Source organism: Acaryochloris thomasi RCC1774 (genome assembly GCF_003231495.1).
Classification (GTDB): domain Bacteria; phylum Cyanobacteriota; class Cyanobacteriia; order Thermosynechococcales; family Thermosynechococcaceae; genus RCC1774.
On the sequence record NZ_PQWO01000031.1, the window covers coordinates 1 to 25,424 of the forward strand.

Annotated in this window: 21 protein-coding genes and 1 pseudogene; 6 read left to right on the forward strand and 16 right to left on the reverse strand. The window is 49.8% G+C overall.

Annotated elements, in window-relative coordinates; translation table 11 throughout:
- Positions 1-156: 156 nt before the first annotated feature.
- The 3 genes from istB to C1752_RS25090 all read right to left on the reverse strand — a co-directional run bounded on the left by istB (position 157) and on the right by C1752_RS25090 (position 3,661).
- Entirely contained in the window at positions 157-993 is an 837-nt protein-coding gene (istB, locus tag C1752_RS25080; protein WP_110988792.1) for an IS21-like element helper ATPase IstB, read from the reverse strand.
- A complete protein-coding gene (gene istA, locus C1752_RS25085; protein ID WP_110988793.1) occupies positions 990-2,441 on the reverse strand; it encodes an IS21 family transposase in 1,452 nt (483 codons plus the stop codon). Before istA ends, istB begins: the two co-directional genes overlap by 4 nt.
- Before the next feature lie 119 nt (positions 2,442-2,560).
- On the reverse strand, positions 2,561-3,661 hold the full coding sequence (locus tag C1752_RS25090; protein ID WP_110988794.1) for a hypothetical protein: 1,101 nt from the start codon (positions 3,659-3,661) through the stop codon (positions 2,561-2,563).
- Positions 3,662-4,172: 511 nt separating this feature from the next.
- Between C1752_RS25090 and C1752_RS25095 the strand changes: the two genes are divergently transcribed.
- The gene (locus C1752_RS25095) at positions 4,173-4,844 is read left to right on the forward strand and encodes a hypothetical protein (protein ID WP_110988795.1); all 672 of its coding nucleotides are present in this window, start codon (positions 4,173-4,175) and stop codon (positions 4,842-4,844) included.
- 111 nt (positions 4,845-4,955) lie between these two features.
- On the opposite strand, the gene C1752_RS25100 is transcribed toward C1752_RS25095, so the two are convergent.
- Positions 4,956-5,129 (reverse strand): AAA family ATPase, encoded by a 174-nt coding sequence (locus C1752_RS25100; protein ID WP_110988796.1) that lies wholly within the window; start codon positions 5,127-5,129, stop codon positions 4,956-4,958.
- A 98-nt stretch (positions 5,130-5,227) separates the two neighbouring features.
- On the reverse strand, positions 5,228-6,421 hold the full coding sequence (locus C1752_RS25105) for a virulence factor (RefSeq protein WP_110988797.1): 1,194 nt from the start codon (positions 6,419-6,421) through the stop codon (positions 5,228-5,230).
- Positions 6,422-6,580: 159 nt separating this feature from the next.
- Between C1752_RS25105 and C1752_RS25110 the strand changes: the two genes are divergently transcribed.
- Positions 6,581-8,329 carry a Rieske (2Fe-2S) protein gene (locus tag C1752_RS25110; RefSeq protein ID WP_110988798.1) on the forward strand — a complete coding sequence of 583 codons (1,749 nt, stop codon included), beginning with the start codon at positions 6,581-6,583 and terminating at the stop codon, positions 8,327-8,329.
- 7 nt (positions 8,330-8,336) lie between these two features.
- Here the strand turns inward: C1752_RS25110 and C1752_RS25115 are convergent, their stop codons facing one another.
- Complete coding sequence (locus tag C1752_RS25115; RefSeq protein WP_110988799.1) at positions 8,337-9,161, reverse strand: Rpn family recombination-promoting nuclease/putative transposase; 825 nt, start codon at positions 9,159-9,161, stop codon at positions 8,337-8,339.
- 22 nt (positions 9,162-9,183) lie between these two features.
- Positions 9,184-10,245, reverse strand: a complete 1,062-nt coding sequence (gene recA, locus C1752_RS25120) for a recombinase RecA (RefSeq protein WP_110988800.1) — start codon at positions 10,243-10,245, stop codon at positions 9,184-9,186.
- A 139-nt stretch (positions 10,246-10,384) separates the two neighbouring features.
- Here recA and C1752_RS25125 point away from each other — a divergent pair, with 139 nt between their 5' ends.
- Positions 10,385-10,633 carry a hypothetical protein gene (locus C1752_RS25125; RefSeq protein WP_199464521.1) on the forward strand — a complete coding sequence of 83 codons (249 nt, stop codon included), beginning with the start codon at positions 10,385-10,387 and terminating at the stop codon, positions 10,631-10,633.
- On the opposite strand, the gene C1752_RS25130 is transcribed toward C1752_RS25125, so the two are convergent.
- Positions 10,601-10,810 carry a DUF2949 domain-containing protein gene (locus C1752_RS25130; RefSeq protein WP_110988801.1) on the reverse strand — a complete coding sequence of 70 codons (210 nt, stop codon included), beginning with the start codon at positions 10,808-10,810 and terminating at the stop codon, positions 10,601-10,603. The two genes, C1752_RS25125 and C1752_RS25130, sit on opposite strands and share 33 nt — an antisense overlap.
- Before the next feature lie 177 nt (positions 10,811-10,987).
- Here C1752_RS25130 and C1752_RS25135 point away from each other — a divergent pair, with 177 nt between their 5' ends.
- Positions 10,988-12,859: an RNB domain-containing ribonuclease gene (locus C1752_RS25135; RefSeq protein WP_110988802.1), complete on the forward strand. Its 1,872-nt coding sequence runs from the start codon at positions 10,988-10,990 to the stop codon at positions 12,857-12,859.
- A gap of 198 nt (positions 12,860-13,057) precedes the next feature.
- On the opposite strand, the gene C1752_RS25140 is transcribed toward C1752_RS25135, so the two are convergent.
- Together C1752_RS25140 and C1752_RS25145 are read right to left on the reverse strand one after the other, a co-directional pair.
- Positions 13,058-15,730, reverse strand: a complete 2,673-nt coding sequence (locus C1752_RS25140; protein WP_158535208.1) for a CHAT domain-containing protein — start codon at positions 15,728-15,730, stop codon at positions 13,058-13,060.
- A 9-nt stretch (positions 15,731-15,739) separates the two neighbouring features.
- Positions 15,740-17,182, reverse strand: a complete 1,443-nt coding sequence (locus tag C1752_RS25145) for a ShlB/FhaC/HecB family hemolysin secretion/activation protein (protein WP_233501883.1) — start codon at positions 17,180-17,182, stop codon at positions 15,740-15,742.
- A gap of 4 nt (positions 17,183-17,186) precedes the next feature.
- Here C1752_RS25145 and C1752_RS29535 point away from each other — a divergent pair, with 4 nt between their 5' ends.
- Entirely contained in the window at positions 17,187-17,522 is a 336-nt protein-coding gene (locus C1752_RS29535; protein ID WP_233501884.1) for a hypothetical protein, read from the forward strand.
- A gap of 54 nt (positions 17,523-17,576) precedes the next feature.
- Here the strand turns inward: C1752_RS29535 and C1752_RS25150 are convergent, their stop codons facing one another.
- Positions 17,577-20,144 carry a two-partner secretion domain-containing protein gene (locus tag C1752_RS25150; protein WP_158535209.1) on the reverse strand — a complete coding sequence of 856 codons (2,568 nt, stop codon included), beginning with the start codon at positions 20,142-20,144 and terminating at the stop codon, positions 17,577-17,579.
- Between the two features lie 621 nt (positions 20,145-20,765).
- On the opposite strand from C1752_RS25150, the gene C1752_RS29105 reads away from it, so the two are divergent.
- Entirely contained in the window at positions 20,766-21,665 is a 900-nt protein-coding gene (locus tag C1752_RS29105; RefSeq protein ID WP_199464522.1) for a hypothetical protein, read from the forward strand.
- 87 nt (positions 21,666-21,752) lie between these two features.
- Here C1752_RS29105 and C1752_RS30505 read toward each other — a convergent pair.
- The 5 genes and pseudogenes from C1752_RS30505 to C1752_RS25185 form a co-directional block, all read right to left on the reverse strand.
- Positions 21,753-22,896, reverse strand: a pseudogene (locus C1752_RS30505) (ISAs1 family transposase).
- Positions 22,897-23,312: 416 nt separating this feature from the next.
- On the reverse strand, positions 23,313-23,624 hold the full coding sequence (locus tag C1752_RS25170; protein WP_146242428.1) for a hypothetical protein: 312 nt from the start codon (positions 23,622-23,624) through the stop codon (positions 23,313-23,315).
- Positions 23,603-24,148: a GUN4 domain-containing protein gene (locus C1752_RS25175; RefSeq protein ID WP_110988808.1), complete on the reverse strand. Its 546-nt coding sequence runs from the start codon at positions 24,146-24,148 to the stop codon at positions 23,603-23,605. The genes C1752_RS25170 and C1752_RS25175 overlap by 22 nt, the downstream gene beginning before the upstream one ends.
- Positions 24,149-24,787: a hypothetical protein gene (locus C1752_RS25180; protein ID WP_110988809.1), complete on the reverse strand. Its 639-nt coding sequence runs from the start codon at positions 24,785-24,787 to the stop codon at positions 24,149-24,151.
- Positions 24,788-24,795: 8 nt separating this feature from the next.
- On the reverse strand, positions 24,796-25,275 hold the full coding sequence (locus C1752_RS25185; RefSeq protein WP_110988810.1) for a hypothetical protein: 480 nt from the start codon (positions 25,273-25,275) through the stop codon (positions 24,796-24,798).
- Positions 25,276-25,424: the final 149 nt, after the last annotated feature.

A 25,424-nucleotide genomic window follows, 5' to 3' on the forward strand; every position in this document is an offset into this window, starting at 1 on the left:
CCTATACCTAGAAAGGAATGTGTCAATTTCGCTGCCTCGAAAAATGCGAAAATTAGCGCCTGAAACCTATACCCTCAAAAAGTTACAGCCTTAGCGTTGTTTTCTGTTCCGATGTACCCTAAACACCGAAACTGACTTAAAATACACACTGTTAAATTATAAAAAACGCTGAAACCCAAACAGACAGGAGTGTAAAGGGTATTTTTGAGAGTGCTGGTGAGAAATCCAGGTTATAGAGGTTGTTGCTTGCTCCGGTTTGGCAGGGTAATCAAACTCCAGCTTCCTATCCTTCAATCGATAGGAGGCCCCATTGAGCTTGAGATACTCGCCATGATGGAGCGTTCGGTCAATGATGGCACGGGCTAATTCCTCATCATGAAGCACCCTGCCCCAGTGCTTGAGTGGTTTATTGGTGGTGAATAGAATCGGCTTTCCCTTGAGATAGCGTTCATCAACGACCTGAAATAGGACATCAGCGGCCCCTGGTCCATATCCGAGATAGCCCATCTCATCAATGACCAAGACATGGGGCTGCAGGTAAGGCTTGAGTGCCGCATTGAGATCATGAGCGACTCTCAACTCATTAATGAGCGCAGCCGCCGTCGTGAAACGGGCCATGAACCCGTTCTGAATCGCCTTGTAGGCAATAGCAATACAGATGTGAGTTTTCCCCGTTCCCGGTGGCCCCTCCAAAATTAGCGATCGGTTTTCACTGATCAGCTCTGGCCCTAAGAATCGTCCAAGCATTTGTCGTTTGAGATCGCTTTTGAAGGTGAAGTCAAAGGTTTCAATGGTGGCATTGAAGGGAAACTTGGCACGGGTAACGTGGTTAGCAACCCGCCTTTCGCTGCGTTGGGCAATCTCCTCTGAGACTAGGCGTTCGAGGAAGTGTTGATAGGACCAAGCCTCCCGTTCTGCCGTCGGTGTCAGTTCTGGAAGAATCCGTTGAATCGTACTGAGACCCAGGCGCTTGAGCATCATGTCTAAACTCATGATTGTGCCCCCAACGCTTGGCTCAGAGCCAAAGGTGTGGCTCCAGCATGTTCAACGATCTCCAGCAAGTATTCACTGCCGAAGCAGTGCAACTCAATGGCTAATTCAATAGCCGCGAGCAGATCGCTGCGACCAATGCGTTGATAGAGCTGATAGGTGGCATCGACATCTTCCTCCCACGCCAGTGGCCGACGATGGACTAATTCAGTGAGATAGGACTCAACAATGGGAGCTAAGTCGAGCAGTAATTGACGTTGGGCATAGGGCTTGCCCCGTTTGATTTGGAACAGTTCTTCAGCATGTTCTGGCAGGACACTCGACTTGCCATTTTCCGGAAACCTCGGATGCTCTGCCAACAAACGGTCATCAAGATAGATCGCCACTTGCCTTTGCTGCAGATGCAGCGTCACTGTTTGACCAAGCGTTTCAGCAGGAACCGAATATTCTATTCCTCGGTAGTGAACCCGAGCCGTCGGGCGGACAACGACTGAGACCTTAAAGGCATAGCTCTGGGCTTGATGGTGCAATGGTTGGAGCGGCTCTCGCTTCAACCGCTCTGCGGGGATCTCGCCGGTGGCATCGCAGGGACGCTCGTCATTGACGTGAGCCATCCACTCTTGAAGTTGACCCTTGATATCGTCAACATCTTTAAAGGTCCGGCCACAGAAGAAGTTCCCTTTGACGAACCCGACTAAATTTTCCACTGACCCTTTTTCTTGAGGACGATAGGGCCAGCAGGCTAAGGGAACCAATCCACAGTCAACGGTCAATTGACCAAAGCGCTCGGTCCAATAGACTTTGACGCTGCCGTCTTCTCGGATCTCACGCGACTTAACGGCAGTGGACATATTGTCGAATACGCCAATCATCGGCACTCCGCCAAAGTGCTCAAAGGCACTCAGCAGGGACCGCACCACTGTTTCCTGTTGTTCGTTCTCGACAATCTCGATATCGACATAGCGAGAGTATTTCAGGCGACTGGCAAAAAAGCGGATCAGTTTACGAGTGCCGTCAGAAAACGTCACCCACCGTTGGCCGAAATCATGTTGGGAAAACTCGCCGGGTAGACCCTCAAAGCGAACAATAGGTCTGCCCTTGGTTTTAGGGCGGAGGCGTCTGACTAATTCATAGACAGCGGTCTTACCGCCGGTATAGCCCTGCTGGCGCAAGCAAGCTAGAATCTCTTGGCTTTTAATAGGACCGTCTTCCTTATGGCGAGGCTCTTCTAGGCATTGACGAATCTGGTCTTCATACTCGGTGACTCGGCTGGGACGACCCATATTATGGGATTTCCGGAAACTCTCCTTATCAATCTCCTTGATTGGTTCTTCCGTTTCAATTCGGCTGATACTGCGCTCACTAATTCCGGTTAGCTCGCGCACCTCGCCTTGAGGCATATTCTGATCTCTAAGTTCTTGCACGACATATCGCTCCAATTGGCTGTACATCAGGGCTAATCACTAACTGAGCTTTCTTTAATCGTGCTCAAAAAGTGACCAGCTCACCAGCCAGACTTTACGGAATTGGACCTGTCATACTTTCCGGAATTCACAAAAGCGATAGCAAACTATGTCAAGCGGACGGGTGCCTTAGGCATTGTCGGCAGCAGCACACTGGGATTACTCAAGAATCTAATCGGGGTCATCCCCTTCAAGATTCGCTTGGGAAAAGCAAACGCCAGCTCAGTCCACGGTTGCCAGTCGCCCAGCTCTGGATTCGTACAGACGCACATCTGCCCATCCATCATCATCGAGGCTGTGACTATCCCCTTCTCCCTGGCAAGATCAAACCACTCACTAAATCCATCAGGCACCAGACTCCCTGATTCCTCTACAGGATTGGGATTCCACTTCTCCTGAATCGCCTTGACCAACATCCCAGCAGGCCGTTTTACTATCCCCGCCTGCTTTTGCTGACGCACGACGGCCAAGGCATCACGAACGACATCGACGGTAGCAGATACTACTGTCCTATGGATGTTCTGGTTCAGCGGCTGTGCAATCACCTCTTCGACTGCAGCCTTTAGCTCTGGGTCTATTATTCTTCCTTCGGAGTTTAGCGGCACGTTCTGAGAATCGGGATCTGCTGGGGAATCTGTTCCAGGTTTTTGGGGCGTTGGGTTTTGCAGATTGGGGTTTAGGGGAGAGTTAGCCATACCTTCCTTGTCACTCCACGAAACAGGGTGGAGTGAGGTTGGGTCGTCTGCTGTTCTCTTCTTATCTCTATAAGAGGGTACGGCAGCATCAGCGTTTGAGTGCTCTGTTTTGGACATTTTTGTCACGGTTTGGACTTTTTGATCCAGAACCTGTACTTTTTTGTCACTCAGGTTTGGTTTGTTCTCCAGCGTTAACTGCTGCTCTACAGGGGTAATCTCTGCAGCTTCTGGGTGAAAGCAGATGAGCTTAAAGATACGAGTGCTGTATTGCTTAACGACATCTATCAGGCCAACGCTCAGTAACTCCTGCACGGCTCTCTGAATATGTCGGATGCAGTACGGGCGGCGACGGTGGCCGCTAGACCACCGGGCGAAGTCTCCTAGCTCTAGCTCCTGGGGCTTCCCTGCAGGTATTTTCCGCAATAGCCAGCGGTAGAGCTGACCCGCACAGGGGGTCAAAGTAAGGGCGATCGCGTCATGGATATCGGTGACGCGGGCAAAGGCGTTCTTCATATTCTTGCTCCTATCGGTGATGGGAGCGAGGTCGATTGAGGGTCGTTCGTTAAGACAAATTAAAGCCAGGTTGCACTTTTACGTGCAGGCAGCTTAAAATAGGCGAACGACCTAAAGGGTTTCCTAACGTCTGGCAGTCCAAAGCTTTCAGTTAGTTCCCGCGACTTCGCTAAATAAATTACCTAATTGCCTGAGATGCCACTCTCGGGTTTTTTAGGTTTTAAAGGCTGTTTTTGGTTCCTCCAGATAGATTTGTCTAATTACGGATCAAGTGTACGCCTCTAGCCCCCATTGGCAAAGGGTTTAAAACAAAAGATCACAGGATCGATAGGCAGATACACCCTTCCGGTGAAGTATAGGGAGACCCCCAAAATCATCCAAAATTAGGGCCAAAATAGGGGTTTTTAGTAAAGCTGCGTAAAGTTGGCGTTACGGAAAGTAACTTGTGAAGCCACAGTAAAGTAACCTCGCCAGCCACAATGAAGGGTGTAAGCACCTTGCCCGAATCCCCATGACCTCACCCTCACCCTCTGACCAAGAGCCGATTGGCATTGTGATCACACCGATGATCGAACAAGAGATGGCTCAGCGGCAAAGTGAGGCCACTCCTCTACTGGAGCAGTTTGGTACCAGCGCCCTGCAGGTGGCTATCGAGCAATATGAGCGCTGCGATCGCGGCATGGTGTTGGGCCTCGAAAACGCCAAGGCAAAGAAGTTCCTATACGTGAAGCAAAGGGACTGTGCCACAGCACTATGGATGCTATCAGTCGATATGAAGCGGAAAGTTGCCGAGGTAGTCGATCAATATTCACCAGAGAGTGAAGCGGTCGTTGTGATGGTAGTGCCGCCCGTCGCACATCTATACCTTGCTTCTAGCGAGAAGCCGATGGAAATGATTGAGATGCAGGAGGTTGAGCAAACGACTTTCACATTACCCTCCGGTGTCAGCTCTCGCAAAGATGAGAAGGGTCCAACAGTTTTCTACACCTTCAGCCACAAAAAGCTCGGTCTGCTGGGTCGGATCGTCCTCCATCCAATTTCACCCACAAAGATGAACGTCGTTCATGAGGTCGCTAATCCAAAGGGCTTTGAGGATGCTCGAAACCAGCAGAAACGGCTCGATATATTTCTGCCATTGGCACAGGAGCTAATTGAGCGGCTGTCACTGGGGTTGATGCGATGATAGAACAAGGATCGGCAAAGATATGGTTACAGCGACAGACAGTGAGATCACCAGCAGCCCTAGCACTTGTTCGCTAGACTTTCGCTAGACCTAAGATATTCGGTCGATATTTTATGTAAGTTTTTCTGTAAGACAGAAACTGAAAGCAGCGTTGGATTGGGGATCTAAATCAATCAGGAGAGTCTTCTTGCCCAGTGTGCTCAAAATAGATGAAAGGCCACTGGAAATAGATGTTTTGCCAACCCCCCCTTTCCTGGCGGCTACGGCGACACGAGATGGAATCATAGAATGATGGATGTTGGGAAGATAAGAGTGCGAAGGGCAGTCACTCTATTCAATCATGACTCTATCGGTCTCAACGATAATTCAGTTGAGAGTGGGCCTTAACTTTCTTTACCCTGACTAATACGCATCCACATCGGCAATTGCAGCTCTTTCCCTGCCTGAATACGTTCAATCGCAGCCAGCAGTTCTACTCGCACATCAAATTCGCTCTCCAATTCAGCCGCCTGCAGCAAGGGAGACACAGCACTGGAATCTCCTAATTCATTCAGGAAACGACCCGCTCGCCATCTGACTAGAGCAGAAGAATCTTCCAACGCTTTAATCATTGCCTCATTGGCCTGAGTCTCTCCCAAATCACTGAGAGCATCTCCTGCTGTTCGTCGCACAATAGGTGAACGATCTGAAAGTACAACCTGACACAGCGGATGGACGGCTTCAGGGCGCTCGCTCGCACCCATGAGAGCCGCAGCCCAGCGACGAATTGTATTGCGCTCATCCTTCAGTGCAATAGTCACGGCTGAGAAGGTTTCAGAATTGACTTCAATCTGCTGAATCGCCTTGAGTCGTCTCTTCCAATCTGGCTGTCGAAGTTCTTCCATTAAAACCTGTTGGGACTTTTGAGCAATGGGCACTTCTCTCCCACGCTCTTGCTCAATCGCTGTTTTCTCAATTGCAGCCAATTCCAGATCGTCAATCAGAATATCGAGTTCTTCTGCAACTTGTTGGGCAATCTCCTCTGGATTCCCGAATTGGGGTTGATACGGGGACCAGAGACGCTCTGCGACATAATCAGCATGGGTTGATTCAATCGTCCGCTGGAGAGCCTGACTAAACCGTTCTGGCAATGCGACACGAGCCCGACTACCATCCCCTGCAATCACACGAACTTGAACGGGAATGCCCCGAAAGACCTGAATAGCTACCTCGACCTGACCAAAATTCTGAGTCTGATGCTGCGCTGGGGAACCCTTATTCACAGATGAGCTGGATTGTTGTTGAATAAGATGATTGCTTAAACTCGAATCAGCTTCCTCTGCAAGTCCGAGCAAGCTGCCTGCTTCTGACAAGATGGGTTGCCAATCTACGTTCCCTTTGCGCGTGAGGGTGATGAAGTCACCTATCAAGAAAACAGACTGTATTCCCTCTATCGCCAGCAAACTCTGAAAGACTTCTGGTGCATCCGTTAATTCACCATCTTTTTTAAGCGTCAAGGGCTTAGAGCCAATCTGCTCATCTAGATTTAGCTTCATGCAGTTTGGACTGGGTGTTGTCTCAATCGAGCGAAGTTTCATCTGTAAAACTCGTTATGGGTAAAACTGACGGCTTGGTAGAAACAGGGTTCGCCAACCATTTTAATAGAAGAATTAGAATGAAAGAGATACGGAGTCTTTGTAGTCGCCCCGCTATTTTGCGGATGGCTTGATGTTTTCAATAGGAGGCTGAGGGTCTCGATGGCAACACAGACAGAACAATTCGTTAAAGTCGGACAGCTCCAAGAAATCAAAGCGGCCAAGTGCCCTGTAGTTTACGCTGAAGGCCATGCCATCGCCATTGTGAGCCATAACGGTACACTTCATGCCATCGATAACCGCTGTCCTCATATGGGGTTCCCCTTAGACAAAGGCACTGTCAAAGAAGGGATCTTAACTTGTCATTGGCACCATGCTCGTTTTGATGTGGTGAGTGGCGGCACCTTTGATTTATGGGCTGATGATGTTCCTACTTTCCCTGTTGAGGTCCGGGGAGATGAAGTTTGGGTTGACCTAGCACCCTCAAATCACTCTGAGGCTCATCACGAAAAACGTCTAAAGGATGGACTGCAGCAGCAGATCTCTCTGGTGATTGCAAAATCTGTCATTGCGTTGCTAGGTCAAGGCAGTGATGCGACGGCTCCATTCCGACTGGGCCTTGAATTTGGGACGCACTACCGCCGTGCCGGGTGGGGAGCAGGTCTAACCATCCTCACTTGTATGCACAACCTACGGCCCTATCTAAAGAGTGAAGATCATCCCCAGGCTTTATATCACGGTCTATCTGCAGTGGCTCGGGACTGTGCAAACGAACCGCCTCATTTCAACGTGGAACCTCTTCCCTCAACACCAGCAGATATTGAAACGCTAAAGGGCTGGTTTTGCCAGTTTGTTGAGGTTCGTGATTCCCAAGGTGCGGAACGCTGTCTAATGACGGCCATCCAAGCCAGTGCAAGTCCCATCCAAATTGCTGATATTCTGTTTACCGCTGCAACAGATCATCGCTTCATTGATGGTGGACATACCCTCGATTTCACCAACAAAGCACTGGAGGCTCTAGATATTGCTGGCTGGCAACATGCAGCACCTGTTCTTGGAAGCTTAGTTCGAGGTTATACCGAGGGAGAACGGAAGGAAGAATCGAACGCATGGCGTTCACCCATCGATCTGGTAGATATCCTCAATCAAACTTTTCAGGCGCTTCCAGATGCGATCTCACAAGGAACAACTCAATTATCGGCTGAACTAGACCAGGATCGTCTTGTGGCAGTGGTATTAGGCGATGATCCAGCTTTAATTTGCACCACGTTGCTCGACCAGATTCGGGCGGGATGCTCTGTAACCGATTTAGCGGCAATGGTGGCTTACGCTGCAGCTTTGAGAATTGCTCATTTTCATACGCAAAACGACTTTCGAGATTGGGACACCGCTCATCATAGTTTTACGTTCGCCAACGCTGTGTATAAAGGACTGCAGCGGGTTAGCTCGCCTGAGCTGACTCGGGGGATTTTCGATGCAGCTATGACAATCTATCTCAATCGATTTCTCAATATTCCTGCAGCTCCTTTGCCTAAGCCAGAGAATGAATTGCAGAATCCAGAGCAGCTATTAGATCAACTCCCAGAGTTATTAGACCGTCAGCAGCAGGTGAATGAGGTCGGTAATCTGGTTGCTCGTTATCTTTACGGAGGGGGAGATGGCGATCGCCTTTTGGCGGTTCTGGGTCGGTTAATGTTGCGGGAAGATCGAAGCTTTCACACGATTCAAGAATTAGATGCAGCTTTCAACCTATACACACATTGGCAACACAAACCAGACAGGGTATATATTTTGGTAGCAGCAGCTCGATATCTAGCAGCTCATGCGCCCACAACTCGCGCACAGCACCAAACCTATCAAATTGCAGCCCGACTACACCGAGGAGAGCATTTATTCGAGTCTTCGACGTAGTTCAAGCTCACTGATTTGCCTTCAGCCAACCCACCAGATCCCCCTGTTCCGTAAAGTCTAACAGCGCCTCACCCAACTCCTCAGTTTGCTCCAGATCCAACCCTTCTATTTGAGATCGCAACTCAGGGGATACTTCTCCGATGCGACGATTGAGCAGACGGAGGACGAGGGAGCGTTCGCCTGCTGTGCGTCCCTCTTCTCGGCCTTCACCCTTGATATCTTGGTAGATCACTGACTGTTGCATAACATCTTGCCTCAGCACTCTGTAAATAAAGTCCCTGTCTAATGATAGCCCTGCCAGAATAGCCGCAGAAGCCGTTACGTTGCTTTGCACCCGTTCATCTTCAATAGCCTCAGCCTTTGCAGCCACTTGTCGCAACGTCTGAGCTTTATCTTGAGTCTGCGTCAGTACCGCCAAAGGTAACAAGCCCGGTGAGTTTAGGAAAGACTGGGTAGGCTGTTCCCACAACCTGACAACCTCAAACTCATGACGAGTACCCAGAATTTCAAAAGCAGTCTGATAGACCAGTTCAGAGGTTGTTGGACTTAAGTAGATAACGACCTGCTTCATCTGTTTGTTCGGAAAACGACGGAAGGCCCGCGTCCGATAATCCAACATCCTAAAGGCCATTGTGGGATCCGCTTCGGTCTGGAATTCCAGATGTAAAATAATACCTTCAGATTCCAGAAGAATCAGAGCATCAGCACGAATTGGCTCAACGGCAAGTTCCGAAGGGCTTAGTTGGGTTAAAACAACAGGCTGACCCAACAGCCAGCTAGCAAAGTCACTTGAGAAGGTCTCTGCAAGGAACTTACAGGTGTTGTCATACATGAAGCGATTCTATCGTGCGTTGCTAGGAAGCAGTAACGGCATCTCCTTCATCCTTGGCAGTGGTGACCGGCTCCGGCTGGACGTCAACCACCGGCTTCAGCTTCTCTAGGACTTGCTCCTCTACGGTCTGAGCAACATCTGGATTCTCTTCTAAATATTTGATGGTATTCTCCCGGCCTTGACCAATATTTTCGCCGCTGTAGCTATACCATGCCCCTTTGCGAACGATGATGTCTTGCGCTTCAGCCATATCTACCAAACAGCCAATGGTAGATATGCCTTTACCAAACAAGATATCGAACTCTGCAATCCGAAAGGGGGGAGCGACTTTATTCTTAGCCACTTTCACCTTCGCTCGAATCCCATAGCCTTCGTTCCCTTTCTTAAGAGTCTGAATCCTACGAATATCGAGGCGTACTGAGGCATAAAACTTGAGGGCGTTGCCTCCTGTCGTGACCTCTGGGCTACCGTAAACAATTCCGATCTTCTGACGGAGCTGATTGAGGAAAATGACGGTGGTGCCAGATTTGCTGATGTTGCTGGTAATCTTACGGCAGGCTTGACTCATCAATCTGGCCTGCAATCCCATATGGGAGTCGCCCATCTCACCCTCAATCTCGGCCTTGGGGGTCAGCGCCGCTACAGAGTCAATGACGATTAAATCAATGGCGGAGGAACGCACGAGCTGATCGACGATCTCTAATGCCATTTCGCCAGAATCGGGTTGAGAGACAAGTAGATTTTCGATATCTACACCCAGCGCTCCGGCATAAACCGGATCTAAGGCATGTTCAGCGTCCACGAAGGCTGCGACGCCCCCCTGTTTTTGAACTTCTGAGATCGCATGAAGGGCCAAGGTTGTTTTACCAGAGCTTTCAGGGCCGTAGATTTCAATCACGCGACCTTTGGGCAGACCTCCTCCTAAGGCTATGTCTAGTGTTAATGCACCACTAGAAATCGTTTCCACTTCCATCCGAGCAGCGTCACCCAGGCGCATGATGGCACCTTTGCCAAAGGTGCGCTCAATATGATTTACAACCGTTCCTAACGCTTTCTCTTTGTCTTTATCAGCAGTAGTAGCCATTGTTCTCTCTCGTGATGGGTAGTGATGCGCCTGCGAAGATGCTGACTGGTGTTCTGTGGGTCTTTATAGTACGCTTATACCATAGCAGGGTCAAGCACCATTTTTTGCCCCTTTCTTTGAGGCTAATGGCAACACTGAGATGAATGCTCAGGTCAGACTGATTCACGTTTCAACCTTCCCAGACTGGATTGTTTGGGTCAGCTATTCTGATGCCGATGAATACCGCTGCTGGGTCAGAACACCGGAGGGCGCAGCGCTTCATGATGGAGAGCGATATGCTTCTGAAGAAGCGGCTCTGGAGGCCGGACAGATTTTCGTCTATTCTTCTCTAGAACCTGAGATTGCGGGGGAATGGCTAGGGCGTCAAAACTGGAGTGATGGTCTCTAACCAGTCAAAGACAGAGGCGAGCTGCTCTAAGGAAATCAGACCGTATTGCCACAGGATGATGTGCAGATGGCTCGACGGTTCAGGTTGCTGACGTAGGGCGAGGTTGATAGACTCACTGGGTATTGTCAATTCCTGTCTCAGATATTCGATTAGCTGGGTTTGAACAGAAGAAGACATGAGTCTGTGAGGAATTAAGAAGAACGTTGAAAGTAGATTAGCTCGGCCCTGGCTTTTTTCTTTCCTACCTAAAGATAGAATTAAAAGTTCTCTACTGATAGATATTCATCTAATTTCTGCAGATTTGCCGATCGTGTTAGAAATCTTTGCAGCTTTGTAAATTGGAGGCAGCTAGCGGTGATTGAACAACGGTTCTCAAAAGAAGCAATCACCCAAGCCAAGACGATCTCAACCCAACACCAACCCGATCTCACCCGCCCCCAAGTCCAAGGCATCACTATCGACGGCCCCACCTCCCTCGATCTCGATGACGCCATCTGGTGCGAAGAAACCGACACGGGCGCAACAATCCAAGTCCACATCAGCGACGTATCCGATCGCATCCCCCTCAACTCCCCATTAGACCAAAGCGCGATCGCAACCACCCAAACCCGCTACTACCGGCAGGGCAACACCCCCATGCTGCCGCGAGTCCTCAGCGAAAATGCACTAAGTCTTCAAGAGGGCCAACCCAGAGCCACCCTAACGTTCGAGCTAGAGCTAGCCAATGACGGCACAGTCAGCAACTGCAAAATCTTCGAGTCCTACCTAATCAGCGCCAAACGCTTCAGCTACGCCCAGGCCGACTACGCCATAGCAAGTCCTAAACTCAGATGGCACAGCACGCTGAAGCTATGCCAGGAGTGGACCGCCAAGCTAAACCAGCAGCGGATGGCAACAGGGGCTATTGGAGCATCAGCTTTCGGCAAAAACATATACATCAATGAAGAAGGAAATCTATCCGATAATCCCAATGCGAAATACCACAGCCATCGCGTCATAGAAGAGTTTATGATTGCGGCCAACACCGCTGCGGCCCAATGGCTAGCCGACCGTGATCAACCGGCCCTCTATCGTAACCACACCGCAAAAGCGATCGCACCGGGCCAGGACGAGATGCTGCAGGCGTTGCTGGTGCTGGGGTCGGCCACCGCGATACGACGGCGGTTGCAGAGCTGGATGAATCGAGCAGAGTATAGCCCCGCACTCATTGGTCATTTTGCGCTGAATCTTCCGGCCTATGGTCACTTCACCTCGCCAATACGCCGGGTGGCTGACCTGATCAATCATCGGATCATCAAGGCGTTGCTGCGCGGGGAAGAGTCGCCCTACACAAAGCAAGATCTTGAGGAACTGGGGCGTCATATCAATGAGACGGTTCTAGAAGATGAGCGGAAAACCACCACTTACTACAAAGACAAGGCCAAGCAAGGGCTGCAGGAAAAGCTGGAGTCGGAAGAAAGCTTTACTGAGCTGCCGGAGAAAGAATTTAGCCGGTTAATCAAACATGCTGAGGGAGAGCTGCCGGTAGCCCTGGCGGAGGAAGTGCGATCGCGGTTGGAGCAGGATCGGCTTGTTGTTTTGGATTACTACCTGCTGCTTATACAAGGTTGCGATTTGGAGCTGCAGGAATTGGTGTTGAAGCATCTGGAAGGGAAGGTGCAGGATGCGGCCAGCGTGTTGTCTATGGCAGTTACTCAGGAAGAATCCTGGGAAGGGCTGGAGTATACAGAGTTAGCTCAGGAGGGACGCTTTCTGGCCTGGGCCGAAGTATACGTCGATGGGGAGCTGCGGACTTCCGTGGAGGCGGGTTGCGATCTGCGTAAGCAGGTGGCGCGGCATCGGGCTTGTTGGCTTTGGCTTTCTGCGTTCGAGAGTGGGGAGCTGGTGGGGGTGGATGCGCGGGTTGTGCTAGAGCTGCCGGTGGTTGTCGCTGTTGAGCCGGTGGTGGATTTGAAGGAGGGGAAGTTGCGATCGCTGTTAGAGAAGCCGCTTCTTGATGGGCAGAATCATGTGGGGCGGTTGATCGAGATCTGTCAGGCGATGGGGTGGGAGTTACCCACCTTTGAGTTTGAAGATAGAGACGATGGTTTCTACTGCCGGTGCATCTGTGGCGGGGTTGTGGGGGATGCGATCTCGGGGAAGAAGAAATTGAGTAAGCAGAGGGCGGCGATGGGAGTGTTGCAGAAACTCCCTTACGCAGATTCAAAAGCCACCGGCTCATCGTGAGGCTCCTGCTGACGGGCCAGCCATAGATCGTAGTTAGCCTGCATCTGCAGCCAGCTCTCAGGTGACCCGCCAAATACCTTAGACAGTCAAATCGCCAGATATGGCGTCACCGAGCTTTGACCGGAGACCACACGAGCAAACGTTGAGTGAGCCACATTGAGCTTAGTTGCAACACAACCATTACGCTTCTAGGCTAGATTACAGCCAGTTACCAATCAAAATAAAAGCAGCCCAAAAGCAGGGATGCCTATACCCTTTACCGGATTTAATCAGACTCAATTGTGCGGCCTGCAGGGCTTGAGCTTTGCTGAATTGAGGGTTGTTTAGGGCTTGATAAAACTGCTCTGAAAATTCAGCCGTGGCTTGGTCGTCAATAAACCAAAGGGAGGCGAGAGTACTTCTAGCTCCAGCTTGAATAGCACTCCCCGCTAGCCCCAAAGCCGCTCGATTATCGCCCACCGCAGTTTGACAAGCGGAAAGCATAAGCAGATCAATGGCCCTTTGGGGGCTGTTTACCTCCCGGAGCAGTTGTTCAAAATCACTTAATGTCAGCTTGCTATTGTTACCCAATACCAAGAAGGTATTTTCAGGCTCAGGGCTGAATCGGGCGTGGGTTGCAATATGAATGATGGGGTAGTTTCTCCGACTCAACTCTATATAGAGGCGCTCACGAGTAAACGCATCATTAATCAACTTCTTACTTCTCGGAAACTGCGCTTCAATGCGCTCGACTTCTGAGGCCACAAAATGCAGCGCTGGGAAATATTGATTATCCACTTGGGCCGCCTCAGTTAAGCCTAAAATCATTGCCTTTAGAGAAGAATGTTTCAGAGGTTGTGGATCGATGAGGTGTAAAGAGGGAGTTGTAGCAATGGCAAAGCGCTCAATCAAAAACTGCTGGCCATCGAACAAAGCCGCCATGGGAACCGTTCGGAACAGGCCATCTTGAACAAAGACGAGGGTGTTAACCTGAGCTTCGGTCAATGCGGTCTCAAAGGGCTGAATCAGCCATTGATATAGCTGTTCTGCAGACTGACGATTGGTGTAGGGTCCTAGGTTGCGTTCAAGGCCAACTCGGTAGTCATTAATTGTATTTTGTAAAGTTGATTTAGATTCTTGAATCCAGGCCAGTTGCCGCTGGCCGTTGGGCAGGGTCAAAATAACAGCGCTGCGCTGCGGCAAGATAATGGTGCTGAGGGTTGCAGTTCCTGCAGGACCGACCTGCTCGACGGGGGTAGCCGGTAAGGCGGTGAGTGCACAATCATTGCCAAAGTAATTTTGCAATTCCGCTAGCTTGAGGGAGTCCAGGGTGTTGAGAGCCTTTGTCAGTTGCTGGGTCTGGGCTGGGGCGGGAATGGATTCTGCCCCATTTTGCTGTAGATAAAGGGTCACCAATTCTCGATAAAGGGGTTCGATATTGTCACGAAAGTCAAACTGCAGGTCGCGATTGGCATTTAATATGTCTCTACGAATTTTCCCTAAGGTTGAGACGGCTCGTTGGTAGAATTTGATGGACTCTTCTGTTTGTCCATGGGCATTTAGAATCCGTCCTGTTTGCCATTCCCAAAGATAAAGACTGTCATTGCTGTCCAAATCGGCTGCGATCCAGCGAGCCTTTTGCGTGATTCTCAGGGCTTGCCGATGGTCCTGGCGACATTCGTACCAGTGGCCCAGTTCGCCCAATGCAAAAGATTTAGAGCGGCGATCGCCCACTTGCTCAGCTGTTTTTAGAGCCTGTTTGAGCAGACTTCGAGCTTGGGAAGCCGTCTCTTGGGGATAACACTGTGGCCCTTCAGAGGATAGGGCTGGGTCCACAACTGAGCGATAAAGATGGGCCAAATCAATTGCGGCAAAAACGGCTTCTTGGCTGACAGGTAAGCGAGGAATGAGGTTGAGAGCCTTCTTTTTGGCGGGTTCTACTTTTGGGTGAAATGCATCTTTGCGCCTGTAAATCGGGATTATTCTCAGCAGGGTCTGAACACTCGTGAGGGGCTTATCCTGCTGTTGAGAAAGGGACAAGCTTTGTTTGAAATAGCTTAGGGCTTGAGTTTCATTGTCCTGAGCTTTTTGGTGCAGTGCCGTCACCTTCCGAATGTTACCCTCTTGTCGTGAGCTGAGGGGAGAGGTTTGGTTAAGACGGCTTGCTGTCACACTTTGATTCTCAGAGCGGGCCTGACGGTAGTCAACTTCAGCTTGTGCGAGATAGGCATTTGCCAAACTGCTGAGCATCACTGTTTGGTAGTTCGGCAGCTTCGATGCCAGGGCTAATCCCTCCTCTAGGGAATCAATGGCCTGTTGATGATCTCCACGAGCAAGATACGCATTACCGATGCTGCCTAAGGCTGCCGCTTCACCCGCTGAATCTTTAGCGTGACGTGCAATATCGATGGCGCTGCCAGCCTGACAGTCTGGGGTAGGGTTACAGAGCACAGCAATGGCGCGTCGATGCTGTCCTAATTGGCTATAGGCTTGGGCCTGTTCTGTCAGTATACGTCCGACTTTTTGTGTGTTGCCGAGCTGACGTTGCAGGAGAATCACCTGCTGCCAGTGTTGTAAGACTTGAGCCGTTTGCCCCAGGTGACGATGGGCACGGGCCAGGTTTTCAAGCACGATGGCATTGTTTGCCAGGTCCCGTTGGGTTTGATAAAAGGGCAAAGCAGCTTGCCAACGTTCGATGGCTCCTTGATAATCTCGACTCTGGTAGAGATCGTATCCTTGCTGCACAAGCTGGCCGGCATTGTTGTTGGCCGTGTTCGTAGATCGTTGCTGAGTCGGCGCCCCCTGTCCCCCATGCGCCCAAAGCAGACTGAGGATCAAACTGGTGAGAAAGAGAACCTTCAGCAGAGGACGCGTACAGATTTTGCTTATCATCATGAACCTCTACAGGGGCTGATATTGCAAAGAGAAGTAGAAGCCTTGCTCCTGGAGGGAGTTACCCCGATCATCAAGGTCCACTATGGGCAAGCCGTAGTCGAAACGTAGGCTCAGATCTGGGATTGGCTGCCAGCGGAGTCCGACACCGATGCCCACTAACGCAGATGGAGAGGGATCGGCACCAAAGTTGTTCCAACCTTTCCCGGCGTCAATGAAGGGCGATAGCTGCAAAACATTGGGGTTCGACGTCAGCGGAAACTGGCATTCCACCGTACCGAGGATGCCGTTATCGGTGAGGAGTTGATTGGAAGCGTAGCCCCGCACGGAACTAATTCCACCAATGCCAAACCGTTCTTGATTGAGCAGGGAATCGGGCGTCAGTTGGGTGCTGAGGCGACTGATGAGTAAAGCCCTTAAGGGTAACCGCTGCACATATTGAGCTTGTCCGACCCAGGAGAAGAAATTTGCGGATGGCCCCTCTACATTGACAGTGGCGTCGAAGACATCCACGCCCAAGTTGAATTGGGAACGAAGGGCAACAACGTTTCGGGGTTGCCGCTGAGTCCATTCCTGTGAGAAGCGCAGCACTCGTGTTTTAGCGATTCCATCCGCATCAGGGCCTTGTGAAAATGGGAAAGGTTGATCTGCTAAAAAACTCTGATTCTGTTGCAGGTCAAAGGAGAGCCCCAGCGCAATCTCGGTGTTAGGAGTTTTGACAACCGGTTGTCGTAGCTCAAGGGACAGGCTTTCAAAGTCATTGCTGATATCTAGAGGTCTGAGTTCAGAGGCAACAATTTCACTCGCGGCGTTACTGTATCTGACACCAATCGTACCGTCTCGGGCATTGATGGGCACAGTGTAGCCAAGGTCGTAAAGATTAAGTCCAGCGGTGATTGAAGTAGCGGCGGTGATGCGATCGCCCAATCCTAAGAAATTATCGTGAGCAAGATTGAGGCTACCTTGAATAGAGCCAATGGCTGGGCTGCGATAGTTATCGATACTGGCCCCCACATGGAATTCTCGGGCTTGTTCGACATTAACCAGTAAGGTGTTTAGACCGGGTGAACTGCCGACGGTTAGTTCAGCATTCACACGCTTCAGGAGAGGATTTAGCTGCAGGAGCTGTAGTTTTTTCTCCAGCTCAGCTTGGTTTAAGGGGACTTTCGCGGCTGGGGAAATGCGGCGGCGAACATACTTTTTTCGCAGACGTTTGAGACCGATAATCTGAATTTCTTCGAGTTGTCCTTCAACAACTTGAATTTGAATGATGCCATCACTGAGGTTTTGGTTGCTGGGAAGGAAGGCTCCGGAGGTAATGTAGCCGTTGTCGTTATAGAGTTTAGCGATCCGAGTGCGGAGGTCTAGGAGTTGTTCTAGGGTAACCGTTTGATTCTCCAGGGCTTGGACTTCAGCTTCAATTTCTTCTTGAAGTACCGTTGCACCAAGCACTTCGATGGTCTCAACAAAGAAGCTTGCTTCAGGTACCTCTGGTGATGAGGACTCTATTGGGGATGAAGGGGATATTGATTTAGGTAGGATCGGGGTGGTGGGTTTTGGAGCTGTGGGCAAGTCAATGGGGTTTGGGTCAATAGGTCTAACGGGGGGCAGGCTTTCTAGACTATTGGGTAGCGGGTTTGTTTGGCTCCAGACTGGGGCCAGCACGGGCGTTAAGGTCAAAAGGCTGGCTGTGAACAACAGGCTGCTCAAGCCAAGCTTTCGTGTTTTTTGGGTTGCTGAGCAGGGCATAGAAGACTTCAGTTGGCTTGCTGCTAGGGAGTTTGTGGATTAATGAGAGACGTTTACCTGGGGGTCAGAATGAGGGGCCTCAGACTGATGAACAACATTATTTGGAGCACTCTCGGCTGATGACCAGTTTGCCGTCTGGCAGACGATACACGCTTTCGGGTTCAATGATGGGATCGCCGATTTGCCAGGGGGGATTGCCGTGCACTGGGGCCGTGTTTTTGTTAGTGGGGATAGTTTGGACGGTGCCGGTGGGAAGGGAGGGAGCGGCAGGGTGACCAGGGCGGGCGCGCAGGCTATCTGAACCGGTGATTATGAAGTTGCCTTGGGCGTTATTGGTGCGGACGATACAGCTATTAGCGAGCAGATCATTGGTATCGACTAGATTATCAGGGAGTTCTGTAAGGCTTTCTTCAATGGTGCTGTTATCTGGGGTGGTGATGATACCGGCAGAGATCTCGCCAGAAGCATTGATATCGACCCTGCCATTGCCATCTAGGTTGGTAAAGTTGACGATGTTGGGAGTGAAGGTGAAACTCTCGCCGATAAAGATAGGGGTGTTGAGCTCAATATTGCCACCACGACCATCTTGGGAAAAGGCGAGGATGTCACTATCACCGAAGGCAATGATGTATTTACCCGCTGATAAGGCAATATTCCCACCATCGCCAGTGCCTCTGACATCGGTCAAAATATTGCTGTTGTCAAGACGGATGGTGTTGGTGGCAGTGATACCAATCGTACCTCCAGTGGCTTGGCTTGCAGAAGTAGTGATACTGCTGTTCGACGCTTTGAGTAAGTTATGTAGATTGAGAGTGATATTGCCTGAATCAGCTTCCCCCTCAGAACTAGCACTAATTGCAGCTTGATCCTCTAGGGTCAGAGTATCCGCAGATACTTCGATGTTTCCCCCCACACCATTTGTTCCCTCTTCCGCACCGACTGAGATAAGACTATTTTCACCAGAAAGAGAAATTTCATCTTCTACAAAAATGGTGATAGCTCCTGCTGAACTGTTGCTGCCAGTAAGTGACGAGATTTTGCTACCATCCACTACAGAGAGTGTACTGGCCTCAATAAAGATTGTTCCAGCATTTCCTTCACCAAAAGTGCTAGCAGATAGTTGAGCCCCATCTTTGAGAACAAGTGACTGAGTTTTAACATTTACTTCACCCGCATTGCCTTGTCCCCGAGAGTTATTCTCACTGACGACTCCACTCCCCGCTAAGTTATTCAAACCCTCAAACAAGATAGATTCATTGGCAATTACTCTGACTGTTCCAGCATTGCCTCGACCAAAGGTGCTAGCAGAGAGGAAAGCCCCATCCTTGAGTATAAGAGACTTGGTCTCTAGCTCTACTTCACCCGCATTTCCGCGTCCGCTAGTGTCTGAGGCTCTTGCTGCTGCGGCTCTACTTGCCCGCCCTAAGCTATCTTCTCCTTCAAACAAGACAGATTCATTGGCATATATTTTGACGGTGCCAGCGTCTCTTCCTCCGTTCGTACTAGCAGATAAAATTGCTCCATTTCTGAGAACAAGTGACTGGGTGGTAATATTAACCTCACCTGGATTCCCTTGCTCATCAGACGTTGTCTCACTAGTGACAGTGGCGCCACTTGGCGTAGGGCCCTCTGGTGTTTGATTACCATCTTCTCCCTCGAACAAAACAGATTCACTTGCGCGTACTGTTACTGTCCCAGCATTCCCTTCACCAAAAGCATTAGCCGATAGTTGAGCCCCATCTTTGAGAACAAGTGACTGGGTTTTAATATTGACTGCGCCTGCGTTTCCTTGTCCGACAGGACCAACTACGCTGGCTGCTCGACTTCCCCGTCCTTGACTATCCAACCCTTCGAGTAATACTGACTCAACAGCCTGTATTTTGACCGTGCCAGCATTGCCTCTACCAAAGGTGCTAGCAGAGAGAAAAGCTCCATTCTTAACTGTAAGAGAGTTGGCCACTACCTCCACTACACCAGCATTTCCCTGAGTACCAGGCAACACTGCGCTAGCGACTCTGGTATTTTCTCCCTCAAGCAATACATAATCGCTTGCCTGTATTCTGACAGTGCCAGCATCCCGCTGACCAAAGTTACTCGCTTCTACTCGAGCCCCATCTGCTAGATCCACTTGATTCGCCACCAACGTTACAGACCCACCAGGTGCAACGATAGATCCTGTCTGTATAAGACTATCCCCTACCAGTCCCACAGATTGCAGCTCATCAACCATCAAATTTCCCTCATTGATAATAGAGCCAGACTGCTGGGCTGCTTGCTCAAAAAATGAAGCCGCAGGACTCACCGACAGCAATTGACTCTGCCCTGGCTCTATTGCACTGAAAACCCCTTGTTCGCCTAGCTCGATCTCATCTGCAGTAGAGGCATAAAATGACCCCGCCAATTGCAAATCTGTATTGGGTCCAAACAAAAATCCATTGGGATTTAACAACCATAGATTGGCATCCCCTAAAACCCCCAACTGACCCAAAATATTGGAGGAATTACTGCCCGTCACCCGAGAAAGAATGTTACTTATACCTGTGGGATTCGCAAAGAAGACTCCGCGCCCTTCCCCAACATTGAATTCCTGAAAACTATGGAACAGGTTCCCACCGCGAACAGCACCACCCACAATCCGATCTGACTGACCATCAATTGGCGTCACAAAAGAGCTTTCGACTTGCAATGTTTGATCTGGCCTAACCTGTGCTCTAGCCTGAAGATTGCACACAGTGGTCATCACTGTCATAAACATCACAGCTCCACTGAATGTCCATAAGCATTGTTGAAACAGCCCTCCCTTGATCACCAAACCACTTTCATTCACATAGGAAAGACTAAATCTTAATGGTCTACTTTTCTTAACTGAAACAGCCCAAATCTTGGAAGGCAGTATTTTCATTAGACTTCTTGCAATATCATCATGCTGTGCTGTGTCGTACTGACCTATTCTCACATCCCTTAAACCGCCAAAGTCGGTACTATCAGTTTTACAACTTGTCGAACTTAATCAGCAAAGCTTCTATTGCACTTCCGATGTATAGTTTATGCCTTCTGTAGATCAATGGCACTGACTTAAGAAGTTAGAAAAAGGCTGCAAGTCTTGACAGTTACAGAATCAAGACTTGCAATCCATAAATAATCTACCTTCCACTATGTCTGAGCCTGGTTCTAACGGAATCTGGGGTCTATCAGAATATGTACCTACTTTGGTCTTCAAGGATCTGATGCTTCTTTCACTGTAGAGTCTTTTAGCACTCTCTCAGCGAAGGAAAATATAGCAAGCATGGCAGCCTCAACTCGCGGAGATCACACGATCTGTCTACCCTTCGACAATGAAACTCAATATCGTGAGCTTGTGCAAGATGCTCTGGGCTTCAGACTCCATCTGAGTCAGACTTTGACTACTCACCCGGAACTATTCCCTAAAGAGATGGAGGCAGGCTTTCGGTTCCATGATTTCATCTACTCCTTCAAACAAGATCTGACCCTGCGTCGCATCAAGCTGACTGCCACTGGAGACATCTATCAGCTCCGACCGGATTTCATGATGCCCTACATGGTCGGTAAGACCCATGAAATGGAGAAAGCCCTTTACCTGTGCCGGTTTGCGGTTCCCTTCGATGCCATCGTCTATGTCTTAGGCCGCAACGCAATGTACTGGTATCGGGCTTACATCTCTCTGGGACGGCCTTCCATTGTCGGAACGACGATCAAAGATCTCAAGCTGCTACCAAGAAACCTGGTTGTCGATGAAAAACATAGCTGGCTCAAAGGAGAGAAAGTCTTTCTACCCACCACTGTCGCCAACGGTTGTATCCTAGGTGTTAGTGTCACAGATTCAGCAAGTCCGAAAGCTCTGACAGAAGGCTGTCGCGAGTTTCACCAAGAAGCACTGAACCTAGATCCGGCCTATGCTCCCCACACTGTTAATCATGACGGCTGGCCCGCGACACAGACAGCAATGAAAGCGATCTTCCCCACCGTAACCTTGATCCTGTGCTTTCTCCATTCGGTGTTGAAGATACAAAAAAGCTGTCGTCGGACGCCAGAGATCTGGAAGCGCCTGACAGGAATGCTTTGGGCCGCGTATAAGCAACCCAATAAGACTCGATTTCAGAAGGGGTTGCGTCAATTACAAAAATGGACCAAAGAGAATGTCACTTCCCCGCACCTCCGCATATAAGTGTTCAAGGCCTGTCGTAAGGCGACGAAGTTTAAGGTGGCCTATGCCTATCCAAAAGCCTACCGAACCAGTAACGAAGTAGCAGGGTTATTTCATTCTAAATAAAGTGACGAGAACATCCAGCCCTTGTCCAGCTCTTCGTTGTGCCTGTGCCATATTGTCAAAGTCATTGTGACGATACAGGTTGAGCGCCAAATTACGTGCTAGAGCAAAGATGTTGGGTAGTGGCTGTACCCGTATTCGAGAATTGTCCTCGCCCTGAGTAACATCTCGAACATGATGGACCTTATTCTCCACATGCCAATAGTCCCGAATGCGTCGTGAAAATTGTTGAGCTGTTTCCTCTAGGGAGCTGATGTAATAGCGAGTTGTGGGCTTGTTGATGATCAGATATTTTCCTTTGAGCAGATGACGATAGCTAACGACTCGAATAATAGTCTTCAGTCCAGCCCATTGCTGTGCCTCTGAAAAGAGTTCAATCGAACGGCAGATACTGACGCTGCGCCGTTCAACGCGACCATGTCCTCTCTCAACGCTGTCAACGCGCTCTTGGGGCTGAAAGTGCCGCTTGATGGCTTTGAAGAAGTTACCGTGATTACCTTTGACTGCTCCTAAATAGTGATTGCCTGAATCAATGATTGCCTGACATGTTTTTTTGGGTGTTGAGCGCATCAAAAGCAAAGACGACGCCCCGTTGCGCTAAAGCCTGCAGCACAGGCGGAAAGGCTGTTATTTCATTGCTTTTCTTGTCCACTGGTTGAATCGGCAAAATCAGGCCGCGTTCGACGATATACACGGTGACCAATTGAATGGCCCGATGTGATTCACTCGTACTCGCCGGAGTCTCTACATTGTAAGAACCGCGCAACACCTTCCCCTCAAATGCTAGTGTTTCGCCAGACAATGGTTCAATCTCAAAGAAGCTGGCTAGACAAGCACTATAGGCTTTGTAATCGAGGTCTAACAACACTCGACGAATGGTGCTGTAGGACGGAAGCCGGTCTTTGGCTGGCTCAAATAAGGCCAACAGGTCGGCTCGATAGCTTTTAAGCCAATCACTGATGGCGATAAAGCCACGACAGCCTGCAGTAACCGATAGGGTGAACAAGGCTAAGCACAGAGGCTGGTTATGGCGACGACCGGCTCCGCGACGGTGGTCGGGTAAATCTTTGAAGGCATCTATGATGGCTAAGGTGCTCATGGTTAAAGGAAAATTCGTCCACAACACCATGACTATAAAGCCAGCTCATGAACTTGGCTAGAATGAAATAACCCTGAACGAAGTAGACAGGTTGATGAATCATCAAAATCGTCAACTCTATTCTATGCAATACTTTCACGGGAAAATCGATTCAGCTCGTCAATCAATGAGAGCAATGGCTTTAGTGTGGAACTTTCATCCCTACGGAACCAAGACCAGAGATGAAGTAAAGGGGCGGCTCTCGCCATTTCAAGATCTCAATGGGTTTAGCTATCACGAAAACTGGCTGAACAACTTATCGATCAGTATGTCGATGAATGGCCGTAGTTAGGTGCTTTCAGGTGACCCCAGAAACCGTTAGAACGAGGTTTAGGTCAAGACTTATGCTGTTCTTCGCTAAGCTGGTTCAAGATTCCGAGCGCAACAATCCTTGGAAGCGTAATAAATCAACTTGTTACTGATTCTACTTCAATATGCTTGAAGCTATTGAGAATAGATTCTGAATCGTAATTTTCGATGCCATGATATTCTCCTTGTCGATTTGGCACCCCCACCTCAATCCTCCCCCCATAGAAGCGATCACCCTGCGACTCCAAGCAAAACCCTCCGAACAACAGCCCCAGCCACAATCGTCCCAAAGATAACCCCAAGCCTTCCTGCAGCTCAACTAAAGACACCTGTTGAACATCATCATCCAGATACGCCCGGATCGCATCGACCCAATCCACCACGCCCTCTAATCCACTATTGCTCGACAAACCTCTAGACGCATGAACAATGGCTCTCGAATTCCAGCTTCATTTGTATTCATCGCTGGCAGATGACCAACAGGAGACGAGTCCTCAAAGGATAATTGATGGTACAAAAGAATCTTTCCATCTTTCATCCACCCGACACGCTCACGAAAGGTGCGATAGCTTTTGTAGTCAAAGGTTCCGTCAATGGTGTTACCTGTTTCAACATATAGTCGCTTCTGAACAGTAAACCCAAACCGTCCTTGGCTGTGGGTCGCCCACATCTGTTCGATTCTATTTAGATCTTTGCAAGGAAAGCTCTCGAACTTCACTCTCGATAGGTAACCGTTGGGCGAAAGAAATCCACCGGAACGCCTTGGACCCACCTTATAAAATAGTTGCTTGGTCAACTGGTCAGCCTGACGCCAGTTACCACTGGCTAGATGCTTCTCTAATTGCTGATATTCAGGTTCATAGCGATTGCAGCCCCATATTCCCAAACTCAAGAGTAGGATAAACGACAATCCATGACGATAGGGCCAATTCACTTACTTCACCATGATGTCGAAACTATAAAACTCGCCAACTTGCTGCAAATCAAAGCCGCCTAGCAATAATCCTAACCAGAGTCGCCCGATTGATAGCTCCAACTTCTCTTTCAACTGAACAAGAACCAGTCCATCTTTTGCCTGCAGAACCTTTGCGATCGCATCCACCCAAGCCCCCACATCTTCTTCTTCGATCACAGCAAACACCTCTTCCGGCTCAGGCTCAGGCAAAGGATCACCTACGCCCAGCTCCTGCAACAAAGCTTCCTGATCATCAACCTCAGCAAAGAACTCTTCAGCTTTAGGAAAAGTCCGGCGAGTGGTCGGCTCCCGCTCAGCCACCAGCCCGTCATCACAATCCATGTAACGACGCACCAAGCCGTCATCAATGTCATAGATTGGCCCTTCCAGGCTATGCGAGTCGTGCCAACCCTCCAGCAAGACATCAGCCCGCAAACCGTAATACTCTGAGATCTGCAAGAACACGTCTCCCGCGATCGCAAGCTGCTGAGCTGGGGGCAACTCATCCAGCTCCCAGATCAGATCCAAGCTGGGCAGCAAAGCTGAGACTGAACTCTCTTCAGGATCTTGCTCTGCCGTCTCAATCTGTAACTGTAGATCCAGCTCAAGTTGAAGCATCATTCACCTCAAGGACACAGCGGACAGGGGCGCACTGGACACTCGCTCGGATGTATATCCATCTCATCTTCAAACTGCAGGAGCACGCCCCCCACCAAATCACCCGAGAAACTTTTGAGCACCCTCAGCGAATGCCGTGTCACATCTGCCTTTTTCCAGCCCAGCGTATGCACGGGTTCCTCAATCCTCACCCGCTCTTGGCCTACCCAGAGGTCAAACTGAATGGCATGGACCGGCGCATCCACTCGCTCACGATAGAAATAGCGGTAGGCCGCAGGTTTGATGGGAGGCTCCACCGTCTGCTCAGGAATGACTTTTCCCGTCTCCACTGCATACAGATCGCGTCGTTCTCGATTCCGGCGATCGCGGCGGCGATAGGAAGCCCGACGCACATGGCACTTCTGCCCAACCCAGCACTCTTTTGCTTTGGCTACGTCAACGCCCTGCTTGGCACAGCGACGGCATTTCTCGTTGGCCTTCCTGGGCATCGAACACCCTCCAGTAGGAAGTTACAGAATCAAGCACAGGCTAACATGGCTTATTAGGCAAAGTATAGTCAAAGTTTGTCAAAGCCTTGATTATGACCGAGATCCATCAGCTTCGCTTATCATTTCCAGCCTCTACCGACATCAACTCA